Genomic DNA, 18,621 nt, shown 5'->3' with positions numbered 1-18,621 from the left:
TGTGGCGGAGGTGCGCCGGGCCTCCAGGCCGACCGCGACCGGACCACCTGGACGCGCCGGGCTGACGCGTCCAGCGCCGGAGGGGCACACTGGTCGGAACGGTACGGCCCCGTGCACCGACGGTCGCACGTCGCACGGAGCGGGGCGCATGACGCAAAGGAGCACCATGACCGACACACAGACGGACCAGCGCGCCGCCATCTCGGACATCGTCCACGGCGCCCACACGGCACTGCTCACCACGGTGAGCGAGGACGGGAACCTGCACGCCAGGCCCCTCGCGGTGCAGGACAAGACGTTCCACGGGACCCTGCGGTTCCTGGTGCAGGACGGCAGCGAGAAGGTCGAGGACATCGCGCGGAACCCGCACGTGAACGTCTCGATCGAGTCGCAGGGCGGGTACCTGTCCATCGCCGGCACCGCCACGGTGACCCGGGACGACTCGGTGGTCGACGAGCTGTGGTCCCCGTTCGCCGAGGCCTGGTTCCCCGAGGGGCGCCAGGACCCGTCGATCCGGCTGCTCACGGTCGAGGGGGTCTCGGTCGAGTACTGGACCCAGGACACCGGGCCGGTCGGCAGCCTGGTGCAGATGTTCAAGGCGGCGCTCGGCAAGCAGAGCCAGCCGGACACCGGCGACCACGGCACGATCGAGCTCTGAGGCGCGACGCCTGACGCACAACGCACGACGCCGTCGTCCTGTCCGGACGGCGGCGTCGTGCCATGCCGGTGCGCGGTGCCGCGGCCGGCACCTGCCTCGGCTGCGCGTCAGCCGCTCACGGAGGGCCGAGCAGCCACAGCACCGCGACCAGCACCGGCTGCCCGGCCAACGCGGCGGTCACCAGGGTCCACCGCATCCAGGGCTTCGCGACCAGCTCCGGCGACCCGAACAGCGGCGCGAGCGGCATCAGCAGCCGGGGGGTCGAGGCCATCGGCAGCGACACCGCGAAGATGTACAGCGCGTACGCGGCCGAGTACAGCACCGTCGTGGGCCCGAGCCGCAGCGTCGACCGGCGGAGCAGCCAGATCGGGTAGGCGACGAGCAGGAACACCACGATCAGGATCCCGCCCACGCCGAGCCAGCGGCCCGCGATGAGGAACCACGGTGTCAGCGGCACGAAGTCCACCCGGCCGATGAAGTTCACCCACCAGGACATCTCGGTCTCCAGGTAGGCGTTCGGCGTCCCGGTGACGTGCGACGCGATCACCGGCCAGGCGAGCCCCGCGGCGACCATGGTCAGCCCCGCGGCGACCACCCGTACCTGCTCGCGGAGCGGGAAGCCCTCGAACACCCGGCCGGTCTCCCGCCGCGCGCGGACCCACCGCACGAGCGCGACGACGCCGAGCACGAGCGGGATCGCCAGGGCGCCGGGGCGGGTGAAGGCCGCGGCGACGCCGAGTGCCGTCAGGAGTCCGTAGCGCCGACGTTCCAGGGCGAGCAGCGCCCCGAACGACAGCGCGAGGAACATGCTCTCCGCGTACCCGACCTGCAGCAGGAACGACAGCGGACCGCAGCTGAAGAAGAAGACCGCCCACATCGCGGCGGCGTGTCCGGCCCGGTCCCGCACCAGGCGGTGCAGCAGGAATGTGGCGAGCAGTCCGGCGACGATCGCGACGAGCGGGGCGCCGAGTTCGAACGGCACCCCGGTCGAGGCGGTCAGCGCACGGATGGTGAAGGGGAACGCCGGCAGGAAGGCCCAGGCGTTCTGTGCGACGTTCCCGGCGGCGTCGAGCGGCAGTGCGTCCGGGTACCCGTGCAGCGAGATCTGCTCGTAGTACTGCCCGTCCCAGGCCACCAGGAAGGCACCGAACCCGTGCTCGTTGCCCCAGATGGCGTTGCCCGGAAGCGCACGACCGATGAGCGGGTACGCGAGCGCGAGCCACAGGGTCGACAGCACACGACCGCCCGTCCAGACGAGCAGGACCGCCGCCCACGCCGGCAGGGACGTCACGGCGTCGAGGACGCGCCGTCGCCCGGCGGACGAGCGTCCGGCGACCACGCCGGCACTGTCGGTGCGGCTCACGCGCGAGTTCCTCGGCGTTCGGGTGGTCGGGTCGGCACCCGGCCAGGGTAGTCGGCCCGAGCATGAGGACCGCACGGAACTGCGCCTGGAGGCCCGTCCCGCGTCGTGCGTGTCGCCTCGCGCCCGGTGGGGGGCCGGTGCGGCGTCCGGCGGGTGGGCTGTGCCGCGCACGGTGTCGCGTCCGGTGGGCGGCCCGTCCGTGACGGCGCGGGCGTCCGCGGGCATAGTCTCGGTGGGCGATGACGACGACGGCGACGACACCCAGACGACGGACGGGCAGCACGGCGGTCGCCGTGCTGGTGGCCGGGACCTTCTTCATGGAGCTCCTGGACGGCACGATCCTGGCGACCGCCGCTCCGGCGATGGGGCGCGACCTCGGGGTCGACTCCGCCGCGGTGGGCGTCGCGATCACCGCCTACCTCGTCACCCTCGCGGTGTTCATCCCGGTGTCCGGCTGGCTCACCGACCGGATCGGCTCGCGGACGGTCTTCGCCGGGGCGATCGCGCTCTTCACGATCGCGTCCGCTCTGTGCGCGCTGTCCACCGGGCTGGTCGAGCTGACGCTGTGGCGCATCCTGCAGGGCCTCGGCGGAGCGCTCATGGTGCCCGTCGGCCGGCTCGTCGTGCTCCGGAGCGCCGGCCGGGAACAGCTCGTCACCGCGATCGCCATCCTGACGTGGCCGGCCCTCGCCGCACCGATCATCGCGCCGTTCATCGGCGGGGTCCTCGTCGAGACACTGACGTGGCACTGGATCTTCCTCATCAACATCCCGCTCGGCGTCATCGCCTTCGTCGCCGCCCTGGTGCTCGTCCCGCAGGAGCGTGCGGCGCAGCGCGTGCCGTTCGACTGGTTCGGGTCGCTGCTCGCCTGCGTCGGGCTCGGCTCGCTCGTGGTGATGGCCTCGCTGCTCGCGCTCGACGCCGTGCCGGTCACCGCGGTCGTCGTCTCCGGGGTCCTCGGCGCCGTGTGCTGCTGGCTCGCGATCCGGCACTTCCGCCGCGCCCCGCACCCGATCATGGGACTCGACGCCTTCCGACTCGAGACCTTCCGGGTGTCGCACGCCGGCGGCAGCCTGTTCCGCCTGGCCGTGTCCGCGGTGCCGTTCGTGCTCCCGCTGCTGTTCCAGGACGCCTGGGGCTGGAGCGCCGTGCTCGCCGGGTCCGCGGTGCTCTGGGTGTTCGTCGGCAACCTCGGCATCAAGCCGATGACGACCCCGTTCCTCCGCTGGTTCGGCTACCGCCCGGTGATCATCGTGTCGTCGGCCGTCGCCGCGCTGACCGTGGTCGCGATGGCGTTCATGACCGAGGACACCCCGTTCTGGCTGCTCGCCGTGCTGCTCGTCGTCAGCGGTGCCGCCCGCTCCGTGGGCTTCACAGCGTACAACACCATCGCCTTCGCCGACGTCGAGCAGGCCGACATGACCCCAGCGAACACGCTGTCGTCGACCCTGCAGCAGACCGCCGCGGGCTTCGGCGTCGCCGTCGCCGCCGTGGTCATCCGCGCGGCCTCCGGCCTGGGTGGTGACGGACCGTACACGGCCGCGTTCTGGGTCATCGCCGCCCTGCTCGTCGTCGCCTGCGTCGAGGGGATCCTGATGAGTCGCACAGCGGGCGACACCGTCCGCCCGGTCCGCCGTGTCCGTGCCTGATCCCGCCGCTGTCCGTTTCCGTCACGGTCACACGGACGAAACCCGGCAGGCGTTACAGTCTCAGCAACCGTCCGCGATCCCCGAGTACGGTGACCGCGGCAGGGTGACCGGAACACCCGGACAGGAAGGCAGCATGGCCGCGCCAGAGCAGCAGAGCACGATCGCACCAGAGCAGACCGTGCAGCCCACGCAGCTCCGTGTCGTCAGCTACAACCTCCGCGAGCACACCGCGAACGGCGAGCTCGCTGCACTGGCCGAGGCCTCCGAAGCCGACGTCCTGTGCGTGCAGGAGTGTGACAGCAACGACCTCGCACCGTCGATCGGCGGCCTTTCGCTCGCCGCGTCGACCCGTACCAACCGACTCGGGCTCGCCATCTACAAGCGCGACGACCGCTTCGAGGTGCAGGACTTCAGCATCCACTCGCTCCAGAAGTCGCTGCACGACCGGGTCCTCGCACCCGCGCACGAGCGCCTCATCGCGATGCACCTGCGTGACACCGAGGCCGACGCCGAGGTCGTCGTCGCCTCGTTCCACGCCTCACCGCTCACCGCGACGAACTCGCTGCGCCGCAAGCAGATCGAGGCGGCGCACCAGTTCCTGCGCGAACTGGCGAAGGACGTCCCCGCGGTCATGGTCGGTGACTTCAACTACCCGTGGTTCCAGACGAACCTGCGCCGCAAGATCGAGCAGCACGGCTTCGCCCTCTCGCTGTCCGACCAGCCGACGTACCTGCGCTACCGCAAGTTCACGGGCCACTTCGACTTCGCGACCAGCGTCGGCCTGCACATCGCCGGCGTCGAGACCCTGCCGGCCGGCATCTCCGACCACCGCCCGATCCTGGTCCGTGCCCACTACGAGCACCCCGGCGAGACCGGCGCCGTCACCACCGTCGAGGCCCCCGCAGCCTGACCCGGCGCCACCGGGCGACATGCCGCGTGCACTCCGCCGAGTGGTCACAAACCGTCGCCTGTGGCTTCGTCGGGCGACAGTTCGCGACCGCTCGGCGGGCGTGAGCGGGGAGTCGTGGCCACTCGGCGGACGACGCGGGGCGGGTGCCGAGGGTGCATGACCTGCCGCCGGCTTGTCGCCGAGCGGTCACGACCTGCCGCCGGCTTGTCGCCGAGTGGTCACGGACCGTCGCCTGCGGGCCAGCCGGGCGACAGTTCGCGACCGCTCGGCGGACGTGAGCGGGGAGTTGTGGCCACTCGGTGGACGACGCTGGGCGCGTCCGTCGGGGCGGCGACGCACTGGAGGCCCGGTGCCGGTCTCGTGGACCGGCGCCGGGCCTCCAGGCGGGGCGTTGCCGAGTGGTCACGAACCGTCGCCTGCGGCTTTGTCGGGCGACAGTTTGCGACCACTCGGTGGACGTGAGCGGGGAGTCGTGACCGCCCCGCACCGTCCCGACCGCCCGCCCCGCCCCGCACCGTCCCGACCGCCCGCGTCAGCGACGCAGCGTCGCCCGAGCCAACCGGTTGCCGATGAACTGGCCGAGCTGCACGATGACGACGATCGCCGCCACCGAGACGTAGACCACCCACCAGTCGTAGCGCTGCGAGCCGTAGGTGATCGCGTACTCGCCGAGTCCGCCGCCGCCGATCAGCGCGCCCTGTGCCGTCATGTCGACGATGCCGATGTAGATGAACGTGTAGCCGAGGATCAGGGGGCCGAGGCCCTCGGGGATGAGCACGGTCAGCAGGATCGAGACGGGGTGCGCACCCGAGGCCCGAGCGGCCTCGACGACGCCCGGGTCGACCGACAGCAGGTTCTGCTCGACGATCCGGGACACCGCGAAGGCCGCGGCCAGCGAGATCGCGAAGGTCACCGCGGGGACACCGATCGTGGTCTGCACGACGACCCGCGACAACGGGGCGATCGCGGCCAGGAAGATCACGAACGGGATCGGGCGGATCAGGTTCACGAACACGTTGAGCACCGTGTACGCCGTGCGGTTGCCGAGCACGTTGCCCGGCCGGGTCGCGTAGAGCAGCAGGCCGAGCGCGAGGCCGATGACCCCGGCGATGACCAGCGAGACGAGCGACATCACGATGGTGTCGCGGATGGCCGCCAGGAAGACGTCGAACGTGTCGATCACGCTCTGGAACGAGTTGTTGTTCACGCGGCGGCCTCCTCGTCGGTGGTGACGCCGTCGGCGCGGAGTGCGGCGATCGCGCGGTCGATGGCGCCGGGCGCACCGGGCGCACCGGACGCACCGGACGCACCGGACGCACCCGACCCGCCGGGGCCGCCTGGCCCGCCCCTGGCGTCGCTCAGCTCGTAGGTGAGCGACCCGATCCGACGCTCCCGGATCTCGCCGACCCCGCCGTAGACGAGCTCGGCGGTGACCCCGGCGGCACGGAACGCGGCGTCGATGCGGTTCTGCAGCCCGGCCTCGTCCGTGATCTGCACGGTGACGAGCCGACCCGGGTGGCGGTCCCGCAGGCGCCGGAGCGTCTCGGGGGAGGGCCGGTCGTGCAGCGCGGTGCGCACGAAGCGCTGCGCGGCGCCGGTCTTCGGCGTCGAGAACACGTCGTACACGTCCCCGACCTCGACGACCCGGCCCTGCTCCATCACGGCGACCCGGTCGGCGATCTGCCGGACGGCGTCCATCTCGTGGGTGATCACGATGATGGTGACGCCGAGCTCCCGGTTGACCCGGCGGAGCAGCGCGAGCACCTCGGACGTGGTCTCCGGGTCGAGGGCGCTGGTCGCCTCGTCGGCGAGCAGCAGGTCGGGCGACGCGGCGAGGGCGCGGGCGATGCCGACGCGCTGCTTCTGCCCGCCGGACAGCTGCTCCGGGTAGGCGTGGGCGCGCTCAAGCAGGCCGACGAAGTCGAGCAGCTCGGCGACCCGACGGTTCCGCTCGGCCTTCGGCACGCCGGCGACCTTGAGCGGGTACGCGACGTTGCCGGCGATCGTGCGGGACCGGAACAGGTTGAACTGCTGGAAGATCATCCCGATGTTGCGACGCGCCAGACGGCGGTCCCGCTCGGGGATCGCCGTCAGCTCGCGGCCCGCGACGGTCACCGTGCCGGAGCTCGGCAGCTCCAGCGCGTTGACCAGGCGGACCAGGGTGGACTTGCCGGCACCGGAGTACCCGATGACGCCGAGGACCTCTCCCTGGTGCACGTCCAGGGAGACGTCCTCGACGGCCACCACGGTCTCGCCGGTGTCGGCGCGGCGGTAGTGCTTCGAGACGCCGCGGAGTTCGACGAGGACCGGCACTACTGCTTGGCCGCCTTCGCGTCCTGCTCGACCTGGGCGAGCTCGTCCTGCAGCTTCGTGGCGCTCTCGTCACGGGCGACGGCCTCGGGCAGGTCCTTCGCGAAGGCCTGCTGCACGGCGTCGTCCTGGAACAGCTCCGCCAGGTCGAGGTAGGTCTTGTTGCCCTTGTCCTCGTCGCGGACGGCGAACACGTTCACGTACGGGGCGGCGCTCGCGCTCGAGGGGTCGTCCTGGTAGATCGCGTCCGAGATCGGCAGGCCGGCGGCGGTGGCGAAGTTGTTGTTCACGACGGCGGCGGCGACGGAGCCCTGCTGCAGCGCGTTCGCGGTCTGCGAGGCGTCGAGGGGCTGGACGTCGACCTTCTTCGTCTCGATGTCGTCCGCGGTGGAGAACGCCGAGCCGCCGTCCTTCAGGGTGATCAGGTCGGCCGCCTGCAGGATCAGGAGCGCACGGGCCTGGTTGATCGAGTCGTTCGGGATCGCGACCTTCGCGTTCGCGGGCAGCTCTGAGGGCTTGTCGTACTTCGTCGCGTAGAGCGGCAGCGGGTAGACGGCTGTGGAGCCGATCGGCTGCAGGTCGTCGTTCGAGGTGACGTTGTAGTCCGCCAGGTACTGGATGTGCTGGAACTGGTTGATGTCCAGCTGGCCGTCCTTGAGCGCTGGGTTCGGCAGCGAGTAGTCGGAGAAGTTCGTCAGCTTGACGGTGACGTTGAGCTTCTCCTTCGCGAGCTTCGTGTAGGTGCTCCAGTAGCCGAGCGACTTGTCCGCGACACCGATCGTGACGGTCTTCGGGGCGGCGTCGCCGGCGGCACCGGCGTCGTTGCTCCCGGAGCGGACGGCTCCGACGATGACGGCGACGACGATCGCGACGACGACGATCGCGGCGGCGACGATCCAGCCGATCGGACGCTTGCCCTTCGGCTTCTCGGGCAGTGCGGGGGCTGCGGACATGCTGGTGCTCCTCGTGGGCCGTGCGTGTGGGGGAAGCCGCGGTGGTCCGCGGCGTGGAGACGAGTGTGACGTGCGGCCCAGCCCCGGGGCGAGTTCCGTTCCGCTGTGTTACATCGACGTCACGGAACACGTCGCGGACACGTCGCGGACGCGGCGCCGGACGCGTCACGGGTCGCGTTGGTTGACTCGGACCGTGCGCAGCATCGAACTCGTCCTCGGCCCGGAGTCGGACGCCGCCGTGCGGTCCGCGTGGCAGGCCCTGATCGACGCCGACCTGCCGAGCCTCGGGCGGCACCCGTCACCGTCGAACGCTCCGCACGTCACCCTGGCCGCCGGGGACACGCTGCCCGTGCCCGCGGGGTTGCGAACGCCGGTCCCGACGTCGATCCGGCTCGGCGGGCTCCTGCTCTTCCCCGCGGGTGCCGGTCGTTCGGTGCTCGTGCGTGCGGTGGTCGTCGACGCGGCGCTCACGACCTTCCACGGCGAGGTGCACGCGGTCGCCCCCGGCGGCGTCGAGACCTCGGTGCCCGGGCACTGGTCACCGCACGTCACGCTGGCCCGCCGGGTGCGTGACGAGGACCTGCCGCGCGCGGTCGCGGCGCTGCGCACCGTGGCGCTGCCCGAGACGCTCGACGTCGGCGGCGTGCGGCACTGGGACGGCGAGACGCGGACGATCACGCCGCTCGCGTTCACGTCGATCTGACCGCTGGCGGGGCTGCGTCGGGCGCGTTCCCGCATCCCGGAACCAGGTTCCGGACACAGCACCGTGCGATCCCGTGGTTCGGTGTCCAGAACCTGGTTCCGGGCGCGGCGAGCGGTTCGGCGAGCGGCGAGCAACGGAACGCTTGGCACGGCCAGGAGGCCCGGCTCAGGTCCCGAGAACCCGCTCGCCGAACGCGGATGCGAACGTCCGCTCCGGGTCGGACCGTGCGACGAGGTCGCGGAAGTCCGCGAGCCGCGGGTACAGCCCGGCGATCGCCGCGTGGTCGAGCGAGCTCATCTTGCCCCAGTGCGGTCGGCCGTCGAAGGCCGCGAGCCGGGACTCCAGGTCGGGCAGGAGCGCGGCGACCTCGGCCGGGTGCTTCTTCCAGGTGAACGCGATGCAGAGGACGTCCTCGCCCTGGGCCGGGCTGAGCCAGAGGTCGTCCGCTGCCATCGTCCGGAGTTCGCAGACGTGCAGGTGCGGCTGGATCCGGTCGGCCAGACCCCGGAGCGCGTCGAGAGCGGCCGCCGCGTGCCGCAGCGGGACGAAGTGCTCGCTCTGCACCTCGGACCCGTGGCTCGGGACGGACCCGATCGGGAAGTGCGGCAGGCGGTCCCACCACGGGCCGACCGAGCCGTCGCGCGCGGTCCGGTGGTCGTCGCCGGGCGTGCCGGGCAGGCGGCGTGCGCCGGCCAAGGTCTCCGGCACCGGCACGTCCTCGCCACCGTCGGGGACGCGCGACTTCACCAGGACCTCGGTGATCGCGTCGCCGAACACCGTGTAGGCGCACACCGAGTACGCGGCGGCGTGCACCTCGGCGACGTTCGCCGTGAAGGTGTCCCACGGGATCGCGCCGTAGACGTCCTGACGCATCCGGTAGGCAGGTTCGACGTCGAGGGTCACCCGGGTCACGATGCCGAGCAGTCCGAGGTGCAGTACGGCACCGTCGAACGCGGGGTTCGTCCGGTCGACCGTCCGGGCGGAGCCGTCCGGACCGAGCACCTCGAACGCGCGCACCGCGGTGGCGAGCGAGCCCAGTGTCGTGCCGGAACCGTGGGTGCCGGTCGCGACCGCACCCCCGACGGAGATGTGCGGCAGGGACCCCGTGTTGTGCAGGGCGAACCCGGCACGGTCGATGTCGGCTGCCACGTCGCCGTACCGGGTGCCGGCCCCGAGCGTCACGGTGCGGTGCTCGGCGTCGACGACCAGGTCGGTGGGGATGCCGGTCAGGTCGAGCAGGACCCCCGGGGTGTCGGCGACGTCGTTGAACGAGTGGCGGGTGCCCAGCCCGTGCACCCGTTCGGCATCCGCCACGACCTGGGCCGCCTCGCCGACCGACGACGGACGGACGACCCGTTCGGCCGTGTACGTGAAAGTGCCGGACCAGTTGAGTTCGCTCGTCGTCGACCGCATGCCGCCCACACTGCCATGCGGGCCCGCGACGGGGTCAGTGCACGGGCGGGGGCGTCGGCGCGCCTTCGGGCACCTCCGGCCGGCGGACGAACACCGACGCCAGGATGCCGAACAGGGAGATGATCGCGCCGACCATGAAGGCGGTGCTGACGCCCGAGGCGGTGGCCACCTGGACCCCACGGGCACCGGAACCCTCGACGGCGGTGGCCGCACCGATCGTCAGCAGCGTGACGAACAGGGCGGTGCCCGCCGCACCGGCGAGCTGCTGCGCCGTGCCGAGCACCGCGCTGCCGTGCGAGTACAGCTTCGGGGGCAGCCCGCCGAGCGCCGCGGTGAACAGCGGCGTGAAGGTCAGGGCCAGACCGATGCTCAGCACCACGTGCGCACCGAGGACGAACCACACGCTGGTGTCGACGCCGACGGTGGAGAGCGCCCAGAGCACGGCGCTGACGATGATCGACCCGGGGATGAGCAGCACGCGCGGGCCACGGCGGTCGTAGATGCGACCGACGATGGGGGAGAGCAGGCCCATCAGCAGGCCACCGGGGAGCAGCAGCAGGCCGACCTGCAGGACCTCGAGTCCGAGGACGCGCTCCAGGTAGATCGGCAGCAGGATGAGCGTGCCGAACATCGCCATGAAGCTCAGGCCCATTGCGACGATCGGCACCGTGAAGCCACGGGTGCGGAAGGTGCGGAGGTCGAGCAGGGCGCTGTCGGTGCGCTGCAGGCGCGTCTGCCGGACGATGAAGACCGTGAGGGCGACGGCGCCGACGACCAGGGCGGTCACCGGCACGAGCGGACCGGTCGCGCCGGCCTCACCGATGCTGGACAGCCCGTAGACGATGCCGCCGAACGCGAAGGCGGAGAGCACGACCGAGACGACGTCGATCGGCGCCTTGCGGGGCGTCGAGACGTTCTGCACCTTGACCATGCCGAGGACGAGCGCCGCGATCGCGATGGGCAGCACGAAGCCGAACAGCCAGCGCCACGAGAACGCGTTGAGGATCAGGCCGGAGATGGTCGGACCGATGGCCGGCGCGACCGAGATGACGATCGAGATGTTGCCCATGATGCGGCCACGGTGCGCGGGGTCGACGAGGGTCAGGACCGTCGTCATGAGCAGCGGCATCATGATCGCCGTGCCGCTCGCCTGCACGATGCGGCCGACGAGCAGGACGGTGAACCCCGGCGCGAGCAGGGCGATCAGCGTGCCGACCGAGAACAGGCCCATCGCCCAGACGAAGACGGGGCGGGTGTTGAAGCGCTGCAGCAGGAAGCCGGTGATCGGGATGACGACCGCCATGGTGAGCAGGAAGCCGGTGGTCAGCCACTGGCCGGTCGCGGCGCTGATGTCCAGGTCGTCCATGAGCCGGGGCAGCGCCACGCCCATGATCGTCTCGTTCAGGATGACGACGAACGCGGAGACGAGCAGCAGCCCGATCACGAGTCGGGTCTCGGCAGCGGACGGCTGCGAGACGCTTCCCGTGCGGGGGGCGGAATCGACGGCCTGGGTCATGCGGGTGCTCCTGGTGGGTCACGACGGGTGGAACGGGTGTGGCGCAGGACGCGCAGACAGGCCAACTCCCTGAGTGGATGCGATTATTCCGCTTCGCTCCGACATCCGCAGGTGAACGATCCGTGCCGAGCGCGCCGGACGCCGGCACCGCTCCCACGCACGTCCGCTCAGTGCAGGATCGCGAACCCGTCGGCGTCCCCGTGCGGCACGACCGACCGCAGGCTGACGTCGGTCACGGTCGCCGACGGTGGTCCGGTCCGCAGGCACTCCACCAGGGAGTCGACCGCGACCGACGGTCCCTCGGCCTCGACCTCGACGGTGCCGTCCCAGAGGTTCCTCGCGTAGCCGACGAGGTTGAGCCCGTCGGCCTTCCGAGCGGTCCAGTACCGGAAGCCGACCCCCTGGACCGTCCCCGACACCACGGCATGCACCCTCGTCACCGTCGTCATGTCCTCCACGCTAACCGCGGCGGGCCGTCGGGAGTTTTCGGCCCCGTGACGATCTGTTTCCGGCTCGTGACGAGCGCGTCGCGTCGACAATGATAGTGTCATCCCAACCCGAACACTTCGAGTCAGATTGACACTATCTCCACCATGGGCGAAGCAGGCATCCGCGTCGCGGTCTCCACCGTGATCGTCGCGCTGCGCCCGCACCCCGACACCGGGTCGCCGGCGCTGTGGATGCCGCTCGTCCGTCGCGTCGCCGAACCGTTCGAGGGTTCCTGGGCGCTCCCCGGCGGCTGGGTCGGCGACGACGAGGGGCTGGAGGACTCGGCGGCCGCCCGACTCCGCGAGACGACCAACGTCCAGCCGCGGTACCTCGAGCAGCTCTACGCGTTCGGCGACGTCGGACGCTCCCCGAGCCGGGTCGTGTCGATCGTCTACTGGGCACTCGTGCACCCGGACGAGGCGAACGTCGTGCCCGACGACTGGAACGTCCGGTGGTTCCTGGCCGACGAGCACCCGCCGCTCGCCTTCGACCACGATCGCATCGTCGAGTACGCCCTCTGGCGGCTGCGCAACAAGATGTCGTACTCGCGGATCGCGCAGGCGTTCCTCGGCGACCGGTTCACCCTCGCCGAACTCCGGGGCGTGTACGAGGCCGTGCTCGGCCGAGCGCTCGACCCCGCGAACTTCCGTCGGCAGGTCGAGAAGACCGACGCGGTCCTGCCGACCGACGAGACCACGAGCGGGGGCCGGCACCGTCCGGCCCGGCTGTACCGCTCGAACCCTGACCTGGCCTACGCGGACAACGGCCCGCTGCGGACCGGGGCCGATCAGCACCAGCAGCGGAACCGATAGGAAACCCCGTGTCCATCGCCACGACGATCGAACTCATCTCCAACGGCCGGGCCGGCGGCAGCACCTGCACGCCCGACCTCGCCGTGCCGACGTGGGACTTCGACTCGCGCCCCGGGTACGGCCCGGGGTCGTCGATGTCCGACGTCATCCCGACGAGCGCCCCGCGCCAGGGTGTGCTGCCCGACGAGTACAAGACGGCCCCGACCGACGAGCTCCACGAGCGCATCGAGCGGGCGAAGGCCACCCTCGGCGACCGGGTCGTCGTCCTCGGGCACTTCTACCAGCGCGACGAGGTCGTCCGGCACGCGGACTTCCTGGGCGACTCGTTCCAGCTCGCGAACGCCGCCCTGACGAAGCCCGACGCCGAGGCGATCGTGTTCTGCGGTGTGCACTTCATGGCCGAGACGGCCGACATCCTGGCGCGCGACGACCAGCGCGTGATCCTGCCGAACCTGGCGGCCGGGTGCTCGATGGCCGACATGGCCGACATCGACAGCGTCGAGGCCGCGTGGGCGGAGCTGACGGCGGTCTACGGCACCGAGCCCGACGCCGACGGCCGCGTCCCCGTGATCCCGGTCACCTACATGAACTCCGCCGCCGACCTCAAGGCCTTCTGCGGTCGCAACGGTGGCATCGTCTGCACCTCGTCGAACGCCGCGACGGTGCTCGAGTGGGCCTTCGAGCGCGGGCAGCGCGTCCTGTTCTTCCCCGACCAGCACCTCGGCCGCAACACCGCGAAGGCGATGGGCATCAGCACCGACCTGATGCCGATGTGGAACCCCCGGAAGCCCCTCGGCGGCAACGAAACGAGCGACCTCGAAGCGGCCAAGGTCATCCTCTGGCACGGCTTCTGCTCGGTGCACCGCCGCTTCACCGTCGACCAGATCGACCAGGCCCGCCGCGAGCACCCGGGCGTGCAGGTCATCGTGCACCCGGAGTGCCCGATGGCCGTCGTCGACGCCGCCGACCACGCCGGCAGCACCGACCTGATCCGGAAGACCGTCGCCGCGGCCACCGAGCCGACGACGTTCGCGATCGGCACCGAGATCAACATGGTGAACCGCCTCGCCGCCGAGTACCCGCAGCACACGATCTTCTGCCTCGACCCGGTCGTCTGCCCCTGCTCGACGATGTACCGGATCCACCCGGGCTACCTCGCCTGGGTGCTCGAGGCACTCGTCCGCGGCGAGGTCCTCAACGAGATCGTCGTCCCCGCCGACGTGCAGGCCGACGCCAAGGTGGCGCTCGAGCGCATGCTCGCCGCCAAGCCGCGCGGCTGAGACGCGGACCCGACCGAGCGAGGGAGACCACCGTGCACGTCGTCATCGTCGGCTCCGGCATCGCCGGGCTGACCGCAGCGATCCGCGCCAGTGCCCTGCACGACGTCACCCTGGTGACGAAGGGGGCACTCGCCGACAGCGCCACCGCCTACGCCCAGGGCGGCATCGCGGTGGCGCTCGGCGCCGACGACTCCGCGGCGCTGCACCAGGCCGACACCCACGTGGCTGCGGCGGGCAGCGCCGACGCCCGGGCCGTCGAGGTCCTGTGCACCGACGGTCCGGCTCGCGTCCGCGACCTGCTCGCCCTCGGGGTGCCCTTCGACCGTTCGTCGGACCCGGCGTCACTGGACCGGTACGGCGACGACCTCGCCCGAGGTCGTGAAGCCGCGCACGGCCGGTGGCGCGTCGTACACGCCGACGGTGACGGGACCGGGGCCGCGATCGAACGCACCCTCATCGCAGCACTGCACCGACGGCACGTCACGATCCTCGAGCGCACGAGCCTGACCGACCTGGTCGTCCGCGGCGGCGTGGTCGTCGGCCTCGACGTCCTCGACCTGCTCGGGGAACCCCGCCGGCTCGACGCGGACGCCGTCGTCATCGCGTCCGGGGGAGCCGGACACCTGTACCGCGAGACGACCAATCCCCTGGTCGCGACGGGCGACGGGGTCGCCGCCGCCTGGCGCGCCGGTGCCGTCCTCGCCGACCTGGAGTTCGTCCAGTTCCACCCGACCCGACTCGCAGTCCCCGGCGGGGGACTGGTCTCCGAGGCCGTCCGTGGCGAGGGTGCCGTGCTCCGCGACGCCGCCGGGCACCGCTTCATGACCGACGCGCACCCGGACGCCGAGCTCGCCCCGCGTGACGTCGTCGCCCGTGGGATCGCCGCCGCGGTGCGCGACCAGGGCGGCGCGCCCGTGCTCCTCGACGCCACCGGTCTCGACGCCGGGTTCCTGGTCTCGCGGTTCCCCGGACTCACCCGGGCCACCCGCGCCGCCGGGTTCGACTGGACCCGCGAAGGCGTCCCCGTCGCACCGGCCGCGCACTACTCGATGGGCGGCATCGCCACCGACGCCGAGGGCCGCACCAGCCTGCCCGGACTGCTCGCCGTCGGCGAAGCCGCCTGCACCGGGGTGCACGGCGCCAACCGGCTCGCCTCGAACTCCCTGCTCGAGGGACTCGTCTTCGCGGTCCGCGCAGCGGACGCGGTCGCCGCACCGCGACCCGGCCTGCTCCGCCTGCGCGGGGACGCCGGTCTCCACGTGACCAGCGTGCCCCGAGCGGCCGACGCGATCCGTGCCTCCCGTCCGACCCTGCCTGGAGGCGCGACCCACCTCGACGACGCGGGTACGGTCCGGCAGGCGGTCCAGTCCGTCATGACGGACCGCGTCGGGCTGCTCCGTGACGCCGTCGGGCTGGCCAGCGCGCGCCGCGAGCTCGACGCGCTGACCGCGCCGACCGGCGGCGGCGTGCGCGAGCACGAGGACCGCGCACTGCTCGACCTGGCCCGACTCGTCGCGCTCGCCGCCGAGGCCCGCACCGAGTCCCGCGGGGCGCACGCCCGCACCGACCACCCCGACACCGACCCCACCGCCCCGGCCTCGTACGCCTGGGTCGTCGAACACCCCGACCAGGCCGTCGCCCACCCCGACGACCCCGCCGTCGTCCCGCAGGAGGTACCCGCATGACCACCGACCCCGGCACCATCCCGCCGCACGCGCTGCGTCGCGTGATCGAGACCGCGCTCGAGGAGGACGCGCCCTGGGGCGACGTCACCAGCGAGACCCTGATCCCCGTGGAAGCGACCGCGACCGCGACCCTCGGCGCGCGCGAGCCGGGCGTGCTCAGCGGCGGGGCGGTGTTCGTCGCCGTGATGCACGCCGTCGACCCGTCGATCCAGGCGGTGGTGCACGTCGCCGACGGCACGCACTTCGCGGCCGGTGACGTCCTCGCGACCGTGACCGGGTCGGCGCGGGCCGTGCTGCGGGCCGAACGGGTCGCCCTCAACCTGGTCCAGCGCATGTCGGGCATCGCGACGGCCACCGCGGCCCACGTCGCGGCCGCCGCGGGCACCGCTGCGCGGATCGTCGACACCCGGAAGACGACGCCGGGCCTCCGAGCACTCGAGCGGTACGCCGTCCGGTGCGGTGGAGGACACAACCACCGCACCTCGCTCTCCGACGCCGTGCTCGCCAAGGACAACCACCTGGCGGTGCTGCTGGCCGGCGGGATCGGCATCGGCGACGCGATCGCCCAGGCCCGCCGGCGGCTCGGGCACACCGTGCACGTGGAGGTCGAGGTGGACCGCATCGACCAGATCGAACCCGTCGTCGCAGCCGGGGTCGACACGGTCATGCTCGACAACTTCACCCGGGACGAACTCGTGACCGGGGTCGGCATCGTCGCCGGACGCGCGCTCGTCGAGGCCTCGGGCGGAGTCTCGCTCGACACCGTCGCGGCGATCGCGGCGACCGGCGTCGACGTCATCTCGGTCGGGGCGCTGACCCATTCGGCGCGGGCGCTCGACCTCGGGCTCGACATCGACGTCGCGGTGCCGACCGGGGACTGACCGTGTTCTACCTGGACCGCGCCGCCACCACCCCGGTCCGCCGCGAGGTGCTCGAGGCGATGTGGCCGTACCTGACGGGGGTGTTCGGCAACCCCTCGTCGACGCACGGGGTCGGTGACGAGGCCGCGCGGGGACTCACCGCCGCACGGGCCGCCGTCGCCGGGGTGCTCGGGTGCCGACCCGCCGAGGTCGTCTTCACCACCGGCGGTACCGAGGGGGCGAACACCGCGATCAAGGGGATCGCCCTCGCCACGCCCCGCGGTCGGCACGTCGTCACGAGTGCCATCGAGCACGAGGCCGTGCTGGAGAGCTGCGCGTACCTCGCCCGCTTCCACGACTTCGACGTCACCGTGCTGCCCGTCGGGCCGGACGGCCGCGTCGACCCGGCGGTGCTGCGCGCGGCACTCCGCCCGGACAGCACGCTCGTCTCGATCGCGCACGCCGACAACGAGATCGGCACCGTGCAGGACGTCCCCGCGCTCGCGGCGGTGGCGCACGAGGTCGGGGCGCGGTTCCACACCGACGCCGTGCAGTCCGCGCCCTGGCTGCCGATCGGTCTCGGGGTCCTGGGCGTCGACGCGCTGTCGTTGTCGGGGCACAAGCTGGGCGCCCCGAAGGGCACCGGCGTGCTCGCCGTGCGCTCCGGCGTCCCGCTCGAGCCGCTGCTGCACGGCGGGGGACAGGAACGGGGGCGGCGGTCCGGCACCGAGGACGTGGCCGGTGCCGTGGCGGTGGCGACCGCCCTCGGGTTGGCGGCGGAGACGGTGCGGTCGGGGGAGGGTACGGCGACCACCGTGCGCGACGCGGTGCTCGACGGCGTGCTCGCCGCGGTCCCCGGCGCGTTCGTCACCGGGTCGCGGGAGCACCGGCTGCCCGGGCACGCGTCGTTCTGCTTCCCGGGCGTCAACGGCGAGACCGTCCTGCTCGAGCTCGAGCAGCGCGACGTGGTGTCGTCGTCGGGCAGCGCCTGTGCTGCGGGCAGCACCGAGGCCTCCCACGTGCTCACGGCGGTCGGGACCCCCGAGGACGTCGCTCGCACCGCGCTCCGCCTGACGTTCGACGCGGCCCTGACGGCCGACGACGTCCCGGTCGTCGTCGGGGCCGTGGCCGACGCCGTGGCGACCGTCCGTGCCCTCGCCTGAGGTGTACTAGACGTTCTACTCCATCTCTGGGTACGTGTCCCCCCTTCTGCGGACAACCGATCTGCGTCAGAGTGTCGTCATGGCAAACGCGATGATGACCCGGACACGACGGGACGACCGCTTCCGAGCGGTGCAGCTCCTGCCGGCACCGGCCACCCTCGTCGCGCTCGCCCTGGCAGCGCAGCACGACCTCGGCACGGCCCCGCTCGGGGTCATCGCCGTGGTCGGAGCGCTCGCGACCGCCGGGAGTGCCCTGCTCCCGATGGTCCGGCCAGCCGCCGCCCACCGGTCGATGCCCGCACCGACCGAGACGGACCGGTACCGAGAGGACACCGAACACCCTTGAGGTCCACCACCGTGCGGTTCCCCTGAACCGAGCCGCGCGGTGGACCCAGACCGGATGTCGGCCCCTGATCGACGTCCGGCGCGGGGCGCGACGTTCCCCCTGTCGTCGTGTCCCGCCGTACACCGCGATCCCGCCGTGGGTCGACGTCCGCACCCCTGAGCGGCGTCGGTTCCCCTGCAGCCCACGGCGGGATCCGGTTCCCCGGTAGCGTCGTCGCATGCCCTCGTACCGCGTGACCCTGGCGATCGGTGCCCTCGCGACCGGCACGGCACCGGACGCCGTCCTGCCCGCCGCCTCCGCCCTGGTGCGCGAACACGCCGTGGTGGAGGCCGAGGACGTCCGCCTGCTCCGTGGCGTCCCGTGCGCGGTCGTGCGCTTCGAGGCCGAGGACGACCGTGTCGCCGCGGCCGTCCGCGAAGCCGCTGTCGACGGGCTGCGGGACGTCGTGGAGATCCGCTCCGACGTCGTCACCCGGCGCGAGGGTGGTCGCTGGATCCCGGTCGCCTGACGG

At 72.3% G+C, this 18,621-nt stretch carries 18 protein-coding genes; 11 read left to right on the top strand and 7 right to left on the bottom strand.

The genetic code is table 11. The features are described 5' to 3' along the window. Positions 1 to 166 precede the first annotated feature (166 nt). Positions 167 to 658, top strand: a complete 492-nt coding sequence (locus DEJ17_RS17690) for a pyridoxamine 5'-phosphate oxidase family protein (RefSeq protein WP_027466283.1) — start codon at positions 167 to 169, stop codon at positions 656 to 658. A gap of 115 nt (positions 659 to 773) precedes the next feature. Here DEJ17_RS17690 and DEJ17_RS05260 read toward each other — a convergent pair whose 3' ends face one another. Continuing rightward, a complete protein-coding gene (locus tag DEJ17_RS05260; RefSeq protein ID WP_110892403.1) occupies positions 774 to 2,021 on the bottom strand; it encodes a hypothetical protein in 1,248 nt (415 codons plus the stop codon). Positions 2,022 to 2,260: 239 nt separating this feature from the next. On the opposite strand from DEJ17_RS05260, the gene DEJ17_RS05255 reads away from it, so the two are divergent. Next, positions 2,261 to 3,670 carry an MFS transporter gene (locus DEJ17_RS05255; protein ID WP_110892402.1) on the top strand — a complete coding sequence of 470 codons (1,410 nt, stop codon included), beginning with the start codon at positions 2,261 to 2,263 and terminating at the stop codon, positions 3,668 to 3,670. 133 nt (positions 3,671 to 3,803) lie between these two features. Continuing rightward, on the top strand, positions 3,804 to 4,580 hold the full coding sequence (locus tag DEJ17_RS05250) for an endonuclease/exonuclease/phosphatase family protein (protein WP_110862486.1): 777 nt from the start codon (positions 3,804 to 3,806) through the stop codon (positions 4,578 to 4,580). 532 nt (positions 4,581 to 5,112) lie between these two features. Here DEJ17_RS05250 and DEJ17_RS05245 read toward each other — a convergent pair. The 3 genes from DEJ17_RS05245 to DEJ17_RS05235 are packed head-to-tail and all read right to left on the bottom strand — an operon-like array spanning position 5,113 to position 7,843. Further along, complete coding sequence (locus tag DEJ17_RS05245) at positions 5,113 to 5,787, bottom strand: methionine ABC transporter permease (RefSeq protein WP_214529670.1); 675 nt, start codon at positions 5,785 to 5,787, stop codon at positions 5,113 to 5,115. Then, positions 5,784 to 6,893 carry a methionine ABC transporter ATP-binding protein gene (locus tag DEJ17_RS05240; RefSeq protein WP_110892401.1) on the bottom strand — a complete coding sequence of 370 codons (1,110 nt, stop codon included), beginning with the start codon at positions 6,891 to 6,893 and terminating at the stop codon, positions 5,784 to 5,786. Before DEJ17_RS05240 ends, DEJ17_RS05245 begins: the two co-directional genes overlap by 4 nt. Then, positions 6,893 to 7,843: a MetQ/NlpA family ABC transporter substrate-binding protein gene (locus DEJ17_RS05235; protein WP_110892400.1), complete on the bottom strand. Its 951-nt coding sequence runs from the start codon at positions 7,841 to 7,843 to the stop codon at positions 6,893 to 6,895. The genes DEJ17_RS05240 and DEJ17_RS05235 overlap by 1 nt, the downstream gene beginning before the upstream one ends. Before the next feature lie 193 nt (positions 7,844 to 8,036). On the opposite strand from DEJ17_RS05235, the gene DEJ17_RS17685 reads away from it, so the two are divergent. Continuing rightward, positions 8,037 to 8,546, top strand: coding sequence for a 2'-5' RNA ligase family protein (locus DEJ17_RS17685; RefSeq protein WP_181421057.1), 510 nt, complete (start codon positions 8,037 to 8,039; stop codon positions 8,544 to 8,546). 165 nt (positions 8,547 to 8,711) lie between these two features. Here the strand turns inward: DEJ17_RS17685 and DEJ17_RS05225 are convergent, their stop codons facing one another. The 3 genes from DEJ17_RS05225 to DEJ17_RS05215 form a co-directional block, all read right to left on the bottom strand. Then, positions 8,712 to 9,959, bottom strand: a complete 1,248-nt coding sequence (locus DEJ17_RS05225) for a D-arabinono-1,4-lactone oxidase (RefSeq protein WP_110892399.1) — start codon at positions 9,957 to 9,959, stop codon at positions 8,712 to 8,714. Between the two features lie 34 nt (positions 9,960 to 9,993). Beyond that, on the bottom strand, positions 9,994 to 11,475 hold the full coding sequence (locus DEJ17_RS05220) for an MDR family MFS transporter (protein WP_110892398.1): 1,482 nt from the start codon (positions 11,473 to 11,475) through the stop codon (positions 9,994 to 9,996). Positions 11,476 to 11,642: 167 nt separating this feature from the next. Next, positions 11,643 to 11,924 (bottom strand): acylphosphatase, encoded by a 282-nt coding sequence (locus DEJ17_RS05215; RefSeq protein WP_110892397.1) that lies wholly within the window; start codon positions 11,922 to 11,924, stop codon positions 11,643 to 11,645. A 144-nt stretch (positions 11,925 to 12,068) separates the two neighbouring features. Between DEJ17_RS05215 and DEJ17_RS05210 the strand changes: the two genes are divergently transcribed. The 7 genes from DEJ17_RS05210 (at position 12,069) to DEJ17_RS05180 (ending at position 18,618) form a co-directional block, all read left to right on the top strand. Then, positions 12,069 to 12,776 (top strand): NUDIX domain-containing protein, encoded by a 708-nt coding sequence (locus DEJ17_RS05210; RefSeq protein ID WP_110892396.1) that lies wholly within the window; start codon positions 12,069 to 12,071, stop codon positions 12,774 to 12,776. 8 nt (positions 12,777 to 12,784) lie between these two features. Next, positions 12,785 to 14,056 carry a quinolinate synthase NadA gene (gene nadA / locus DEJ17_RS05205; RefSeq protein WP_110862480.1) on the top strand — a complete coding sequence of 424 codons (1,272 nt, stop codon included), beginning with the start codon at positions 12,785 to 12,787 and terminating at the stop codon, positions 14,054 to 14,056. A 32-nt stretch (positions 14,057 to 14,088) separates the two neighbouring features. Further along, positions 14,089 to 15,741: an L-aspartate oxidase gene (gene nadB / locus DEJ17_RS05200; protein ID WP_110892395.1), complete on the top strand. Its 1,653-nt coding sequence runs from the start codon at positions 14,089 to 14,091 to the stop codon at positions 15,739 to 15,741. Further along, positions 15,738 to 16,622 carry a carboxylating nicotinate-nucleotide diphosphorylase gene (gene nadC / locus DEJ17_RS05195; RefSeq protein WP_110892394.1) on the top strand — a complete coding sequence of 295 codons (885 nt, stop codon included), beginning with the start codon at positions 15,738 to 15,740 and terminating at the stop codon, positions 16,620 to 16,622. Before nadB ends, nadC begins: the two co-directional genes overlap by 4 nt. A 2-nt stretch (positions 16,623 to 16,624) precedes the next feature. Then, complete coding sequence (locus DEJ17_RS05190; RefSeq protein WP_110892393.1) at positions 16,625 to 17,764, top strand: cysteine desulfurase family protein; 1,140 nt, start codon at positions 16,625 to 16,627, stop codon at positions 17,762 to 17,764. 79 nt (positions 17,765 to 17,843) lie between these two features. Continuing rightward, a complete protein-coding gene (locus tag DEJ17_RS05185; RefSeq protein WP_146239634.1) occupies positions 17,844 to 18,110 on the top strand; it encodes a hypothetical protein in 267 nt (88 codons plus the stop codon). 217 nt (positions 18,111 to 18,327) lie between these two features. Continuing rightward, a complete protein-coding gene (locus tag DEJ17_RS05180) occupies positions 18,328 to 18,618 on the top strand; it encodes a hypothetical protein (protein ID WP_110892391.1) in 291 nt (96 codons plus the stop codon). Positions 18,619 to 18,621 lie beyond the last annotated feature (3 nt).

The sequence above is a fragment of the Curtobacterium sp. MCSS17_011 genome (genome assembly GCF_003224275.1).
Lineage (GTDB): Bacteria > Actinomycetota > Actinomycetes > Actinomycetales > Microbacteriaceae > Curtobacterium.
This window is presented reverse-complemented; position numbering and strand designations above follow the sequence as displayed.

What these genes read in the sequence shown, in the direction of transcription:
- DEJ17_RS17690 (WP_027466283.1), top strand. Translation starts at nt 167, where the DNA reads ATGACCGACACACAGACGGACCAGCGCGCCGCCATCTCGGACATCGTC.
- DEJ17_RS05250 (WP_110862486.1), top strand. Translation starts at nt 3,804, where the DNA reads ATGGCCGCGCCAGAGCAGCAGAGCACGATCGCACCAGAGCAGACCGTG.
- DEJ17_RS05180 (WP_110892391.1), top strand. Translation starts at nt 18,328, where the DNA reads ATGCCCTCGTACCGCGTGACCCTGGCGATCGGTGCCCTCGCGACCGGC.
- DEJ17_RS05235 (WP_110892400.1), bottom strand. Translation starts at nt 7,843, where the DNA reads ATGTCCGCAGCCCCCGCACTGCCCGAGAAGCCGAAGGGCAAGCGTCCG.
- nadC (WP_110892394.1), top strand. Translation starts at nt 15,738, where the DNA reads ATGACCACCGACCCCGGCACCATCCCGCCGCACGCGCTGCGTCGCGTG.
- DEJ17_RS05215 (WP_110892397.1), bottom strand. Translation starts at nt 11,924, where the DNA reads ATGACGACGGTGACGAGGGTGCATGCCGTGGTGTCGGGGACGGTCCAG.
- DEJ17_RS05185 (WP_146239634.1), top strand. Translation starts at nt 17,844, where the DNA reads ATGGCAAACGCGATGATGACCCGGACACGACGGGACGACCGCTTCCGA.
- DEJ17_RS05255 (WP_110892402.1), top strand. Translation starts at nt 2,261, where the DNA reads ATGACGACGACGGCGACGACACCCAGACGACGGACGGGCAGCACGGCG.
- DEJ17_RS05225 (WP_110892399.1), bottom strand. Translation starts at nt 9,959, where the DNA reads ATGCGGTCGACGACGAGCGAACTCAACTGGTCCGGCACTTTCACGTAC.
- DEJ17_RS05210 (WP_110892396.1), top strand. Translation starts at nt 12,069, where the DNA reads ATGGGCGAAGCAGGCATCCGCGTCGCGGTCTCCACCGTGATCGTCGCG.
- DEJ17_RS05220 (WP_110892398.1), bottom strand. Translation starts at nt 11,475, where the DNA reads ATGACCCAGGCCGTCGATTCCGCCCCCCGCACGGGAAGCGTCTCGCAG.